This window comes from Spirosoma montaniterrae (genome assembly GCF_001988955.1).
Classification (GTDB): domain Bacteria; phylum Bacteroidota; class Bacteroidia; order Cytophagales; family Spirosomataceae; genus Spirosoma; species Spirosoma montaniterrae.
Genome location: NZ_CP014263.1, coordinates 5,626,014 through 5,638,622, shown reverse-complemented (window position 1 = coordinate 5,638,622; position 12,609 = coordinate 5,626,014). Strand labels below are relative to the sequence as shown.

General features: G+C 51.3%; 15 protein-coding genes. 11 read left to right on the top strand and 4 right to left on the bottom strand.

Translation table 11 applies throughout. The features are described 5' to 3' along the window. The first annotated feature begins 138 nt into the window (after positions 1-138). The 4 genes from AWR27_RS24330 to mog are packed head-to-tail and all read left to right on the top strand — an operon-like array spanning position 139 to position 2,770. On the top strand, positions 139-1,623 hold the full coding sequence (locus AWR27_RS24330; RefSeq protein WP_077133585.1) for a xylulokinase: 1,485 nt from the start codon (positions 139-141) through the stop codon (positions 1,621-1,623). Positions 1,624-1,650: 27 nt separating this feature from the next. Next, positions 1,651-1,875 carry a DUF433 domain-containing protein gene (locus AWR27_RS24325; RefSeq protein WP_077133584.1) on the top strand — a complete coding sequence of 75 codons (225 nt, stop codon included), beginning with the start codon at positions 1,651-1,653 and terminating at the stop codon, positions 1,873-1,875. Continuing rightward, entirely contained in the window at positions 1,872-2,234 is a 363-nt protein-coding gene (locus AWR27_RS24320; protein ID WP_077133583.1) for a DUF5615 family PIN-like protein, read from the top strand. The genes AWR27_RS24325 and AWR27_RS24320 overlap by 4 nt, the downstream gene beginning before the upstream one ends. Before the next feature lie 11 nt (positions 2,235-2,245). Then, positions 2,246-2,770, top strand: a complete 525-nt coding sequence (gene mog, locus AWR27_RS24315) for a molybdopterin adenylyltransferase (protein ID WP_077133582.1) — start codon at positions 2,246-2,248, stop codon at positions 2,768-2,770. A gap of 1 nt (position 2,771) precedes the next feature. On the opposite strand, the gene AWR27_RS24310 is transcribed toward mog, so the two are convergent. Further along, entirely contained in the window at positions 2,772-3,989 is a 1,218-nt protein-coding gene (locus AWR27_RS24310) for an anhydro-N-acetylmuramic acid kinase (protein ID WP_077133581.1), read from the bottom strand. A 118-nt stretch (positions 3,990-4,107) separates the two neighbouring features. Here AWR27_RS24310 and AWR27_RS24305 point away from each other — a divergent pair, with 118 nt between their 5' ends. From AWR27_RS24305 to AWR27_RS25905, 5 genes are all read left to right on the top strand, one after another. Beyond that, on the top strand, positions 4,108-4,992 hold the full coding sequence (locus AWR27_RS24305; RefSeq protein WP_077133580.1) for a fructosamine kinase family protein: 885 nt from the start codon (positions 4,108-4,110) through the stop codon (positions 4,990-4,992). A 70-nt stretch (positions 4,993-5,062) separates the two neighbouring features. Continuing rightward, the gene (locus tag AWR27_RS24300; protein ID WP_077133579.1) at positions 5,063-6,478 is read left to right on the top strand and encodes a DEAD/DEAH box helicase; all 1,416 of its coding nucleotides are present in this window, start codon (positions 5,063-5,065) and stop codon (positions 6,476-6,478) included. Between the two features lie 69 nt (positions 6,479-6,547). Continuing rightward, positions 6,548-7,366, top strand: a complete 819-nt coding sequence (locus AWR27_RS24295) for a tetratricopeptide repeat protein (protein WP_077133578.1) — start codon at positions 6,548-6,550, stop codon at positions 7,364-7,366. Between the two features lie 107 nt (positions 7,367-7,473). Then, entirely contained in the window at positions 7,474-7,794 is a 321-nt protein-coding gene (locus tag AWR27_RS25910; RefSeq protein ID WP_232325921.1) for a transposase, read from the top strand. Continuing rightward, the gene (locus AWR27_RS25905; protein WP_232325920.1) at positions 7,775-8,320 is read left to right on the top strand and encodes a transposase; all 546 of its coding nucleotides are present in this window, start codon (positions 7,775-7,777) and stop codon (positions 8,318-8,320) included. The genes AWR27_RS25910 and AWR27_RS25905 overlap by 20 nt, the downstream gene beginning before the upstream one ends. Before the next feature lie 22 nt (positions 8,321-8,342). On the opposite strand, the gene AWR27_RS24285 is transcribed toward AWR27_RS25905, so the two are convergent. After that, positions 8,343-8,738 (bottom strand): hypothetical protein, encoded by a 396-nt coding sequence (locus AWR27_RS24285; protein WP_077133577.1) that lies wholly within the window; start codon positions 8,736-8,738, stop codon positions 8,343-8,345. Positions 8,739-8,766: 28 nt separating this feature from the next. Further along, positions 8,767-9,762 (bottom strand): toxin-antitoxin system YwqK family antitoxin, encoded by a 996-nt coding sequence (locus AWR27_RS24280; protein ID WP_232325919.1) that lies wholly within the window; start codon positions 9,760-9,762, stop codon positions 8,767-8,769. 171 nt (positions 9,763-9,933) lie between these two features. On the opposite strand from AWR27_RS24280, the gene fcl reads away from it, so the two are divergent. Further along, on the top strand, positions 9,934-10,875 hold the full coding sequence (gene fcl, locus AWR27_RS24275; RefSeq protein ID WP_077133576.1) for a GDP-L-fucose synthase: 942 nt from the start codon (positions 9,934-9,936) through the stop codon (positions 10,873-10,875). Positions 10,876-10,959: 84 nt separating this feature from the next. On the opposite strand, the gene AWR27_RS24270 is transcribed toward fcl, so the two are convergent. Further along, the gene (locus tag AWR27_RS24270; protein ID WP_077133575.1) at positions 10,960-11,592 is read right to left on the bottom strand and encodes an acetyltransferase; all 633 of its coding nucleotides are present in this window, start codon (positions 11,590-11,592) and stop codon (positions 10,960-10,962) included. 144 nt (positions 11,593-11,736) lie between these two features. Between AWR27_RS24270 and AWR27_RS24265 the strand changes: the two genes are divergently transcribed. Next, entirely contained in the window at positions 11,737-12,576 is an 840-nt protein-coding gene (locus AWR27_RS24265; protein WP_077133574.1) for a UDP-2,3-diacylglucosamine diphosphatase, read from the top strand. Positions 12,577-12,609 lie beyond the last annotated feature (33 nt).

The window sequence follows — 12,609 nt, the reverse complement described above, 5'->3', positions numbered from 1 at the left end:
CTAACACAGTCGATAGTTATAAAATGATGAAAGAATGAAAATTTTTCGATAATACACCGTTGAGATAAAGTAAGCAATGTCCGGTATTTTACTGACCGAAACGCCTTTCGCTATCAACTACAAACCATTCCCTGAATAATGTATCTCCTCGGTTTCGACCTCGGTTCTTCGTCTGTTAAAGCTTGTTTGCTCGATGCCGACACTGGTAAAGTGGTGGCATCGGCTTTTTTTCCGGAAACTGAAATGGCTATCGACTCGCCCGAGCCGGGTTTCGCCGAACAGCAGCCCGACCTGTGGTGGCAGAATGCCTGCCGGGCCAGCCAGACAGTAATGCAGCAGTCGGGCGTAAAACCTGAGTCGGTAGTGGCTATCGGCATTTCCTATCAGATGCATGGCTTAGTGGTGGTCGATAAAGCGTTCAACGTACTGCGCCCCAGCATTATCTGGTGCGATAGCCGGGCCGTTGCGTATGGAAATCAGGCGTTCGATGAGCTTGGTCATGAGCGGATTCTATCGCACCTGCTCAACTCGCCGGGCAATCTCACAGCCGCCAAATTAGCCTGGGTGAAAGCCAACGAACCAGGTGTTTTTGCCGAAATCGACAAATTTATGCTCCCCGGCGATTACCTCGCAGCACGCATGACGGGCAATATCGTAACCACCGCGCCGGGCCTGTCGGAAGGAGTTTTGTGGGATTTCCGGAACGGCCAGCCCGCCGACTTCTTGATGCAGTACTACGGCTTTGATACATCGCTGCTCCCCGTCATCCGCCCTACCTTTGCCGAGCAGGGTCAACTCACGGCCACTGCTGCCGCCGAACTGGGTCTTGCTGCCGGAACGCCCATTACCTACCGTGCTGGCGATCAGCCTAACAATGCTTTTTCGCTGAATGTGCTCGAACCGGGGCAGATTGCTGCCACGGCGGGTACGTCGGGCGTGGTATATGGCGTCAGCGACCGGGCCGACTATGACCCGAAGTCGCGGGTGAACACCTTCCTGCACGTGAGCCACACTTCTGAAGCTCCGCGCTACGGGGTGCTGTTGTGCGTAAACGGTACGGGCATTCTCAATAGCTGGCTGCGGAATCAGGTACTGCGCCGGAGCATCAGTTACGATGACATGAACCACCTCGCTCATGAAGCACCCGTTGGGGCCGATGGGCTGCTGTGTCTGCCGTTTGGCAACGGTGCCGAGCGGGTTTTGGAAAACGCCGATCCGGGAGCCAGCTTTCATGGTCTGCAACTAACACGGCATGGTCTTCCGCACCTGATTCGGGCCGCACAGGAGGGTATTGTTTTCGCGCTCTATTACGGCATTCAGGTTATGGAAAGCGTGGGCGTAGGGCTGCAAACCATCCGGGCGGGTGAGGCCAACATGTTCCTCAGCCCCCTCTTCCGCGATACGCTCGCCAACCTGACAGGCGCGGCTATCGAACTATACAATACCGATGGTGCGCAGGGAGCAGCACGAGGAGCAGGGCTGGGGCTGGGACATTACAAGACCGCTCAGGACGCCTTCGTGGGCCTGCATGTCACGAAAACCGTCGACCCCACCATCCGCGATCAGGAACGCTACACCGAAGCGTATGCACGATGGCTGGCGGTGCTAAGTAAATCACTATAGCATTATCTTTGCCGAAAAGACGGAATTATGGTTGACTACCGACAAATTATTACTATCGAACCGGGGAAACGGGGTGGAAAACCCTGCATTCGGAACATGCGTATTACCGTTGGCGATGTGTTAGGCTGGCTGGCCGCTGGTATGAGTTTTGATGACATAGTCAGCGATTTCCCAGAATTAACTAAAGATGATATCTATGCCAGTTTAGCATTTGCGGCTGATAAAGAAAACCGGCTTCGAATTGCGGCATGAAGCTATTACTCGACCAAAACATCTCCTATCGCGTCGCTAAAAAATTAGCTGGCGTCTACCCTGTGGTGCAAACAGTTCGCGATCACGGCCTGTATGAGAAAGATGACAGAACGATCTGGGGATACAGCCGCCAACATAGTTTTACCATAGTCACTTTCGATGAAGACTTGTATAACTTAACAACTCTGTATGGCCCTCCTCCGAAAATAATTTGGTTTAAAACAGGCAATCTTACCAATGACGAAATAGTTGATTTACTAACTCGCTATCGAAACAATATTAGCCAATTTATACAGGAGACCTCCTTTCAAGAAGATGGCTGTTTAGCCATTTACGCAAGTGGCACAACCCCCCTTTAAATTAGTCAGTCATGATAAAAATCGGCATTATCAACGTTTCAGACCGGGCCAGTGCGGGCGTTTACGAAGACATTCCGGGTAAAGCCGTTGTTGCGCTGCTGACCGAATGGCTCAGTTGCGAGTGGCAACCCGTGTACCGCGTCATTCCCGATGAGCAGGACCAAATTGAAGCCACGCTCATCGAACTGTCCGACCAGGAAGGCTGCTGCTTAGTTGTGACTACCGGCGGCACCGGCCCGGCTCCCCGCGACGTTACGCCGGAAGCAACCGAGGCCGTTTGCCAGAAACTGATGCCCGGCTTCGGCGAACTGATGCGGCAGGAAAGCCTGAAATACGTTCCTACGGCCATCCTGTCGCGCCAAACGGCGGGTATTCGTAATCATACACTTATGCTGAATCTGCCCGGCAAACCCAAAGCTATCGGCCAGTGTTTGTCGGTAGTATTTCCAGCCATTCCGTACTGCATCGACCTCATCGGCGGCCCGTTTCTGACTACGCACGTCGAGAAAATGAGCGTGTTCAGACCGAAAAGCTAAGCTATCCGGGCAAACTAATCTTCCCCATCGTCACGCTCGGCACGCCTTGCCGATCACCGAAACTCGTATCTCCACCCGTTAGGCATTCGTTCGCCAGCACGGCAAATAATACGGCTTCTTTTGCATCACCGTTGATGCCTAATTCATCGGTCCGGCCAAATGTACAGTTGGGTAACTGACGCTGAATGGCTCCTGTCAGAGCCGGATTGTGCATACCGCCCCCACTCATGTACACGGCGTAAGCCCCTCCCCTGAAATCAGGGGAGGGGTTGGGGTGGGGTAAACGGCCAACAGCCTCCACAATGGTATCGGCACTGAACTGCACGAGCGTTGCCATCAGGTCGGCGGGGGCAATGTGAGTAGTTTGACTGCGGATTTTGGCGGTTTCTACATAAGCTGGGTTAAACACTTCCGGGCCGGTAGTTTTCGGGAACGGCGCGTCGAAAAACGGGTTGCTTTTCAAAGCAGCGAGCAAATCGGCGTCGACAGTGCCGCTGGCGGCCAACGCCCCGTTTTCGTCGTAAGGTTTGTTCAGAAATTTGCGGGCGTAAGCATCCAGAAGGGTATTTCCCGGCCCGGTGTCTGTGGTGAATACGACAGTGGCGTCTTCATCGGCAGGGAGGTACGTAAAATTGGCAATACCGCCCATATTGAGCAGAATGCGGTTTTCACCAGCTTTCGAGAACATGAAGTAATCGCCATACACGGCTAAGGGTGCTCCCTCCCCCCCGGCGGCTACGTGTTTTTGCCGAAAATCGCTGAGCGCAATGATACCTGTTGTTACGGCTACATGGTCGCCATCGCCGATTTGCAGGGTCGCATTGGGGAACTTATCGCGCTGATGCTGGCTTTTCGGGGCATGATAAACCGTTTGGCCGTGGCTGGCAATCGCGTCCACGTCAACTGGCGAAATGCCCCACTCGCGTAGACAATCGAGAACCATCTGCCCGTGCAACCGCCCAATATAGGGGTTCAGTAAACAAAGTTCCTCGAAATCGATTTCCGATTTGGCGAAAATCGTTCTAATATCGTTTTTTAAGTCATCGGTGTACGGCACCGTGGCAAAGCGTTCGAGTGTAACGGCAGTAGCAGGGCCGCTGCCTGCAATCCGGCACAAAGCCACGTCAAGCCCATCGAGCGACGTACCCGACATCAGGCCAATGATGCGCCGTTCGGGTTTCCCGGCGATCTGGTGTAATTTTTGAATTTGTGGATTCATTTTTTGTCATGCCGGTGCGCCGGTCCAATGCCGAAGGAAGCATCTTCGGTTCAGCAGTTAATGCATGTATCGCTCACCGCTACCGAAGATGCTTCCTTCGGCGGCATGACAAATTTGTATGAATTTTTGGGGCGACGAGCAATTTTCTTTTTTTGAGAGCATTCTGTTTCAGGCATTAGGACAGTCGGTTGAGGTGATTGAAACGCAGTTTCTGTCGGGGGGCGACATTAATACGGCGGCCCAGGTGTTTTCGTCGGAAGGCGTTTTTTTCGTGAAATGGAATCACGCGCTTGACCACCCCACGCTGTTCGAGACCGAAGCACGCGGGCTTGATTTACTTCGACAGGCCGACGCGCTCACCATACCGGAGGTAATTGGTTATGGGCAACATAACGGGCAGTCGTTTCTGATTCTGGAATACATAGGTCCCGGCTCTCCCAACCGCACCTATTGGGAAACACTGGGGCAATCGCTGGCCGAATTACACTCGCATACGCAGCCCAGATTCGGACTGCATTTCGATAATTTTATTGGCTTACTTCCGCAGGCCAATCCGCTCACAATCAACGGCCCGGCGTTCTTTTTCGAGCAACGGCTGCTACCACAGGCGGGCATGGCCCTGTATAAAGGTCTGCTGCCGAAAACAGCCTATGACGCACTACTTCGGCTTGGCACATGCTTACCCGATTTGCTGCCCAACGAACGGCCAGCCCTGCTGCACGGCGATCTTTGGTCGGGCAACACGCTCGTCACCGACGACGGTCGGCCTGCCCTCATCGACCCGGCGGTGTATTACGGCTACCGCGAAGCCGAACTGGCCTTTACGCGGCTGTTCGGCGGTTTTGAGCAGCGGTTTTACGATGCCTACGATGAAGCCTTCCCGCTCATTAGCGGCTTCGAGGAGCGTGTTGCCATCTACAATCTATATCCATTACTTGTTCACGTGAATCTGTTCGGCTCCGGCTATGTTAGTGGTGTTGAGCGGGTTTTGAAAAATTTTTAACGGCTGAACCAACCTTCGGCATACCCGTGTAACTATCGACGGGCCAGACCTCGGCCTGACCCAGACTTTTATGGAAATTACTTCGTTCGACCAATTTGAGTTAAATAAGCAACTGCTGAACGCCGTGGCCGACCTCGGTTACACGGAGCCGACACCGATTCAGCAGAAAACCATTCCGCTGAGTTTAGGCAATCACGACGTGCTGGGCATTGCCCAAACTGGCACAGGCAAAACGGCGGCTTATTTATTGCCGCTGCTCATGAAAATCAAGTATGCTCAGGGCAAAAATCCACGAGCATTGATTCTGGCTCCTACCCGCGAACTGGCGATGCAGATTGCCGAAGCCGTATCCGATTTAGGCAAATACACCGACTTACGGCATTTGGCTCTTTACGGTGGTCTTGGCCCCAAAACGCAGATTGAAACCCTCGAAAAAGGCGTCGATTTGCTGGTTGCCACGCCGGGCCGTTTCATGGACCTCTACCGGCTGGGCCATATCGTCACAAAAGATATTCGGACGATGGTGCTCGATGAAGCCGACAAAATGATGGACATGGGCTTTATGCCACAGATTCGGTCGATTCTGGAAGTCATTCCTACTAAGCGACAAAATCTGCTGTTTTCGGCCACGTTTGGTGCTCGGGTCGAGCGGCTGTCGGCGGAGTTTCTGGAAGCACCGATTCGGATAGAGGTTACGCCCCAGGCATCGACCGCCGAAATGGTAAGTCAGCTTATTTATGAGGTGCCTAATTTCCGCACTAAAATCAACCTGCTCGAATACCTCGTCACGCGTGCTTCGTTTCAGCGCGGCATCGTCTTTGCCCGCACTAAAACCACTGCCGAAAACATTTATAAGTTTCTGGCACGGAAAGTGGTGGACGACAATCAGATTCGGGTGATTCACGCCAACAAAGGTCAGAATACGCGTATCAACTCAATGGAAGCCTTCAAGGAAGGAAACATTCGCGTTCTGGTTGCCACCGATGTAGCCGCACGCGGCATCGACGTGGCCGAAGTGAGCCATGTCATCAATTTCGACGTGCCGCTGATTTACGAAGATTACGTACACCGCATCGGGCGCACAGGCCGGGCGAATCATACGGGCGAGGCCATCACATTTGTCACCACAGCAGAAGATTACCACGTACAGAAGATTGAGCGAATTATTCGGATGACCATTCCGCGCCAACCGATGCCAATGGAAGTTGAGGTAACAGAAACGCCGTTTGATGAGCAGCAGGCGATGCTGCGCGAAATGGATGAACAACGTCGGAAAGAAGATCCCACTTTTCTGGGAGCTTTTCATGATAAAAAACTTAAAAATACACCGGAAGGACGAGGAGGGGCAAAAAATAAAAGCCGGTCATCGGGTGGCGGAAAAACGGCTTCCCGGCCTGCTGGACCACGTTCGGGCGGCAGTCGGCCCGGCGCAGGAGCGAAGCCGGGCGGTGCCAAACGCGCCGGGCCGCGTGGGGGGCGTCGTTAATCTGCCAAAGATGTACTAACTTGGTTTCCCCTTTCGTTTTACCGAAACAATGCCCCAGTGTTAGCGAGTATGAACGTTCGGATGAATCTGGTACAGTTGAGTTTGGTTGCCATGCCTTTTCTGTCGTTAGCGCAGCCAAAACAGCTTATTACCTCGGCACGCCCGTCAACGGCCCGCACAGTGAGCCATACAACAACCGTGTCCGTGCCACAGCCGGGAACTACGGCTGAAGCTGCTCCTGCTACCGCTCAGACTAACGCAGTAGCCGAAACCACTGGCGACCCAAATACGCTCCCACTTTTTGGTGAACGCTCAAAAACAGCCGCTCAGATCGATGCCGAAATTCATTTTCTGAATGATTGTGACCGCAATTTTGCCAGCCGAACCGAAGCGAGCGAATTTTTTGCCAACCGGGGCTGGGATTATGTGATGGACGGGCAGTTGGATACGGCTGCCTACCGCTTCAATCTGGCGTGGCTGCTTAACGACCGCAATCCCGATGCTTACTGGGGTCTGGGCGTGGTCAGCTATCAGAAAGATCGCCTGCCCGACGCTATTCGGATGTTGAAACGCGGGCTGACCGTAGCCGATAGCAACGCCACGCTGATGACCGACCTGGCAACGGTGCAACTAAAGTATTATCAGGAAAAAGCCGACCCAGACGTATTGGCCGAAGCCGACCAGCATCTGCAACGAGCCGTTGTGCTGAATCCGGCCCATGCCACGCCCTACCAGAAGTTATCACTGTTGAATTATCTGAAAGCCGACTACGCCAAAGCCTGGTCGTATTTTCACAAAGCCCGCGCTATTGACCTGTCGGGGCTTGACCTGAGCTACCTGAACGAGTTGTTAGCCAAAATGCCCGACCCGGAGGGAGTGTTCAAGTAGTGTTGATCGTAGACATAGTCTGTAATCAACGAAGCTGTTTAGGATAATGAAAAAGACTTCCGAAGAAGTGCGAAATTTGAGGTGCGAAACACAAATTCTTGCTCTTCATGGAAGTCTTGGACAAAGTTACGATTGAAACCTGGATACTGCCCCACCTGAGTCTGGGCCAGCGAGGGAAAGACATCAAAGTAGACCCGATAGCCTTGATCGAGGCCATCATCTACAAACTCAAAACGGGCTGCCAGTGGCGCCAACTGCCTGTAAAGCAGTTTTTTGATGGGGAGAAACTGACCTGGCAAGGCGTTTACTATCACTTTAATGAGTGGCGTAAGGATGGCTCCGCTCCGGCGGCCCGGCTGGAAACGAGTTTGGTTGAACGTCTTGCGGCTCAACAAGCGATTTCTGGATTTGTCGAGCATTCAACTTGACGGTAGCCACACCCGGGTTAAAAACGGCGGGCAAGCTGTTGGCTATCAGGGCCGTAAAGCGGCTAAGACGACAACCAGTTTGTTTGTGGCTGATAATGCGGGCGTACCATTGGCTTGCGCCACTCCACAGGCGGGCAACCATCATGACCTCTTTGAGATTGACAAACTTTTTGAGGAACTATGCCTCCTGCTGGAATCGGTTCAGATTAGTCTTAAAGGGCTGTTTCTCAATGCGGATAGCGGGTTTGATGCCCATACCTTACGGCTGGCTTGTGAGCAACGGGATATTCAGGCGAACCTTGCGGCTAATCCCCGCTCGGCAGGTGGCCCATTGACTGAGTGGACCTATTTTGACGAAGAACTTTATAAACGGCGCACCGTTATTGAGCAGGCGAACGCTTGGCTGGACAGCTTCAAAACGTTGCTGGTCCGTTACGAAACGAATATTGAGAATTGGCTTTCGTTCCACTGGCTGGCCTTTGTAGTGTTGTTTTTAAGAAGAATCAACCGAAAAAAGAAAGCCTAAACAGCTTCAACATTAAAATGAGTCAATCTGTAACACTACTTAGCACATATATTTCAGGCCCTTTTGCGGAATTAACGGCAGCCGTTAGAATGAACTCTCGCTCCGACTTTTCAGTAATCACCCACCCTGTGTAATTTGCCTGAAGAACGAAATAGTATTCTTTATTAGGTTCAAAGCGGATAGAGTAAGGCTTACCATTTAAAATCAAACCCAGGCTATCGCCTGCTGTCTGTATAGTAACCCAAGTACGTGATTTAAGCAGTATTGGCTTTTTCATCTCGTTTGCTGTCTTTATTTCGGGTTTACTCAATCCATTTATTACATTAAGAAAATGAAGCTTTGCAGGAGTCGCCGATTGAGCCTTACTACTTACGCTTAGCAGGCAAGTGATGATTACAACTCCAATTAATGCTTTCATAGTTTTCTGTTGTATAATTCCCCATGTATCAATTCTCCGTCTCGTCTTCCTGCACCACTTTTTCCTTACTGCGCTCGAAGATGACTTTGCCTTTTTCGTCCCACTCAGTCAGCACAAACGGCTCGAAGTCGGTGTCCCATTGCGAGGAAGCATGTTGCGTTAACTTCTTGCGCAACCGCCGACCGTTGGGCGTGGCTGGGTGGTACTCGGTCCAGCGGCCAACCTTCACGCCGTTGTCGTATTTGCCTTCTTCAGCTAAGTTGCCATTTTCATAAAAAGCCATGTAGGTGCCACGAACTTTACCGTAATCGACGGGAACAATTTCCTTGATTTTCCGGTGCGTGGAGTCATAATAGGTCAGTCTCGATTCGGCAGGAACGCCCCGGTGCCAGCGCGTTTTGTCTAAAAGCATGAAATTGGCGTCGTATTTTTCCCAGCGACCATCTTTCATGCCACCGTAGTAAAACCCTTCTTCGATCAGTTCGCCGTTTTGATAGCGTTTGTATGGCCCGTGGAGCAATAGCCCTGTGCCTTCATCGCGGATAATAGAACTCGACACCCGGCCCGACCGTTGGTAGTAGCGCATCACTTCGCGTATGTAAGGCAAGGGCTTAACTGCGTCGTTGTCGCGCAGTACGTAAAATTCTTCGATAATGGTGCGGTCGCCACTGCCAAATTTGGTGTAGGCTTTTACCATCGACAGCCCTTCGTATTCGGTTCGCAGCAGTTTCGATTTCGCTTTTTTATCCGCTTTCTGCTTCTTTAACTGCTTTATCTTCAACCCCAAATCTGCCGGAACAATACTCGACACATAGGCATCTTTCTGCCCGTTCAACGACGAAACGTAGCCATCTTTCTGTTCCTTCAATGATTCTTTTGTTGGTACGCCCAGCGTCTTCATCGACTCGGAGACCGATGAAAACGACGACAGGGGCGACGGAGCCGCGCCCGACGGGGCCAACACAGGTTTACTGGCTGTTGTCAGCGATGCCGGAGCCGTTGTCTGTGCATCAGCGAAAGACACAAAACCAGCATATAGTAAAACTGTAAGCGTCGATATATTAACTTTGGTATCAAACATACATTCGGCAAACGATTGCTCCGATTAGTTTGTTAGCTTTGCAACGTTGTGCAACAGCACATTATTTTGTGACTCATCCGCGACCGGCTCCAACTGTCGGACAAAACTATTACTGTGGAAAAACACGCTCGTATCTACGTAGCCGGACACCGGGGCATGGTGGGTTCGGCTCTTGTTCGTAAACTTCAGGCTGAAGGCTACGAAAATCTCCTGCTCCGCACCTCTTCTGAACTTGACCTCCGCAATCAGGCAGCCGTAGCCGCTTTCTTCGCCGACGAACGGCCTGAGTACGTGTTTCTGGCGGCAGCCAAAGTAGGTGGCATTCTGGCTAACAACACCTATCGTGCCGAATTTTTGTACGATAACCTGATGATCGAGTCAAACATCATTCACAGCGCCTATGAAACAGGCGTGAAGAAGTTGCTGTTTCTCGGTTCATCGTGCATTTATCCGAAGATGGCCCCGCAACCGCTCAAAGAAGAGTACCTGCTGAGTGGCTATCTTGAAGCTACCAATGAGCCGTATGCCATTGCTAAAATAACGGGTATCAAGTTGTGCGAAGCCTATCGGAGTCAGTATGGCTGCAACTTCATCTCGGCCATGCCAACGAACTTGTATGGCCCTAACGATAATTATGACCTCAACGGTTCGCACGTGCTGCCTGCCCTGATTCGGAAGTTCCACGAAGCGAAAGTGAACGATCAGCCTACAGTTGAGGTATGGGGAACCGGCTCGCCCCGGCGCGAGTTTTTGCACGCCGACGATCTGGCCGATGCCTGCTTCTACCTGATGCAACACTACAACGGCGAACTGTTTGTAAACATCGGTACAGGCGAAGACGTGACCATTAAAGAACTGGCCGAAATTGTGAAGGCTACCGTCGGTTTTGACGGCGAACTCCGCTGGAATACCGAAAAACCCGATGGCACCCCGCGTAAATTAATGGACGTGTCGCGGCTACACGCAATGGGCTGGAAACACACCACCGATCTCAAAGATGGTATTGAACACACCTACCAGGATTTTCTGGCAAATGAGGTATTGTATGTGGAATAACACGTAGAGACGCAAGATGTTGCGTCTCGTAACCGGATGGTATTTGCTGACGCATAAAGAGACGCAACATCTTGCGTCTCTACGTTACAATTTCCGCGCCGGGTTGCCGAATACCGTTATCCCGGCTTCTATGTTTTCGACTACTACGGAGCCGGCTCCGATGCGGGCGTTTTTGCCGATGCTTACACCCGCCACAATCGTTGCGCCTGCGCCAATGAACGCTCCTTCTTCTATTGTTACGCCACTATTGATTAACGCTCCCGTACCAATATGGACGTAATCGCCCAGTTTTGCCTGACTTTCGATAACGGCTCCCGACTGTACAAGGCAGTGTTGCCCGATTTCAGCAAACGGATTGACCACAGCGCGGGCGGCTATTAAATTACCGTGACCAATGCTGGCGGTAACTGATACGATAGCTGTGTCGTGAATAGCGTTGACAGGCTGTATTTTACGCCGTTCGTTCAGCATTTTCACTAATCGTTTGCGCACACGCCCGTCGCCAATAGCAACAAAGGCTTCACATTTTTGGCCGATTAGTTTCAGGAAACCATCGTCGTCCGTGTCGCCGAGTACGGAAATATCGCCAAACTCGCGACCATGCAGCTCTTTGTTATCATCGAGCAGGCCATACACAACCACGTTATTGCGCTGAAACAGATCTAAGGCCGTTAAGCCTAAACTGCCCGCGCCGAAAATAAGCACCGGATTTTCCATTGACGTTCACTGTGTAGAGTTCTTCGTAAAAAATTGAACCCTCTATTAAGTTTATGTGAAAAAAATGTTTCACGCAGCTATATTTTTACCAATTTGGTAACAATCGGGTAAATCGTACTTCATATCTGAATAGTAAATTCGTTCATGAAATCAAGTACACAGTTCCGCACGATTGTACTCTCTGATATTCACCTCGGTACTGCCGGGTCGAAAGCAAAGGAGGCTACTGAGTTTCTGCAAAATTACTCCTGCCAAAAATTAATTCTCAACGGCGACATCATCGACGGCTGGCAGTTGAAACAGTACGGCACCTGGAAGAAAAAACACACTGCTTTCTTTAAAACAGTTTTAAAGCAAATCGTTCACTACGATACCAAAGTTGTTTACCTGCGCGGCAATCACGACGATTTTCTGGATCAGGTAATGCCTCTGAAAGTGGGCAAAAACTTTTCGATTCGTAAAGACTATACGCTGGTGTCGAACGATAAAAAGTTTTACATCACCCACGGCGACGTCTTCGACTCTATTACATCACAACTCAAGTGGCTGGCCTACCTGGGCGACCTGGGCTACACGTTTCTGCTGTGGGTCAATAAGTTTTATAATCAGTATCGCACATGGCGCGGCCTACCCTATTATTCGCTTTCGCAACAGATTAAAGGGCGCATTAAACAGGCGGTTAGTTATATCTCTGACTATGAGCAGAAGTTGACCGAACTGGCCCGTGCGCGCAATTGCGACGGGGTCATTTGCGGCCATATTCACCAACCGGCCATCCACAATTTCGATGGCATCATCTACATGAATTCCGGCGACTGGGTCGAATCGCTCAGTGCTTTAGTTGAAGACCATGACGGTAACTGGAGCCTGCTTTATTATACGTCAGACCTCGCCGAAGACGATGAGGAGAAAGCACTGGTAAAAAAAGCGGCCAAGAAAGCGCGTCAACAGGCACAGATTGAACTGACCACCGGGATGGTTTAAGCCCGACATGCTGAAAACCGTTCAGAATCAATT

What these genes read in the sequence shown, in the direction of transcription:
- AWR27_RS24330 (WP_077133585.1), top strand. Translation starts at nt 139, where the DNA reads ATGTATCTCCTCGGTTTCGACCTCGGTTCTTCGTCTGTTAAAGCTTGT.
- AWR27_RS24325 (WP_077133584.1), top strand. Translation starts at nt 1,651, where the DNA reads ATGGTTGACTACCGACAAATTATTACTATCGAACCGGGGAAACGGGGT.
- AWR27_RS24320 (WP_077133583.1), top strand. Translation starts at nt 1,872, where the DNA reads ATGAAGCTATTACTCGACCAAAACATCTCCTATCGCGTCGCTAAAAAA.
- mog (WP_077133582.1), top strand. Translation starts at nt 2,246, where the DNA reads ATGATAAAAATCGGCATTATCAACGTTTCAGACCGGGCCAGTGCGGGC.
- AWR27_RS24310 (WP_077133581.1), bottom strand. Translation starts at nt 3,989, where the DNA reads ATGAATCCACAAATTCAAAAATTACACCAGATCGCCGGGAAACCCGAA.
- AWR27_RS24305 (WP_077133580.1), top strand. Translation starts at nt 4,108, where the DNA reads ATGAATTTTTGGGGCGACGAGCAATTTTCTTTTTTTGAGAGCATTCTG.
- AWR27_RS24300 (WP_077133579.1), top strand. Translation starts at nt 5,063, where the DNA reads ATGGAAATTACTTCGTTCGACCAATTTGAGTTAAATAAGCAACTGCTG.
- AWR27_RS24295 (WP_077133578.1), top strand. Translation starts at nt 6,548, where the DNA reads ATGAACGTTCGGATGAATCTGGTACAGTTGAGTTTGGTTGCCATGCCT.
- AWR27_RS25910 (WP_232325921.1), top strand. Translation starts at nt 7,474, where the DNA reads ATGGAAGTCTTGGACAAAGTTACGATTGAAACCTGGATACTGCCCCAC.
- AWR27_RS24285 (WP_077133577.1), bottom strand. Translation starts at nt 8,738, where the DNA reads ATGAAAGCATTAATTGGAGTTGTAATCATCACTTGCCTGCTAAGCGTA.
- AWR27_RS24270 (WP_077133575.1), bottom strand. Translation starts at nt 11,592, where the DNA reads ATGGAAAATCCGGTGCTTATTTTCGGCGCGGGCAGTTTAGGCTTAACG.
- AWR27_RS24265 (WP_077133574.1), top strand. Translation starts at nt 11,737, where the DNA reads ATGAAATCAAGTACACAGTTCCGCACGATTGTACTCTCTGATATTCAC.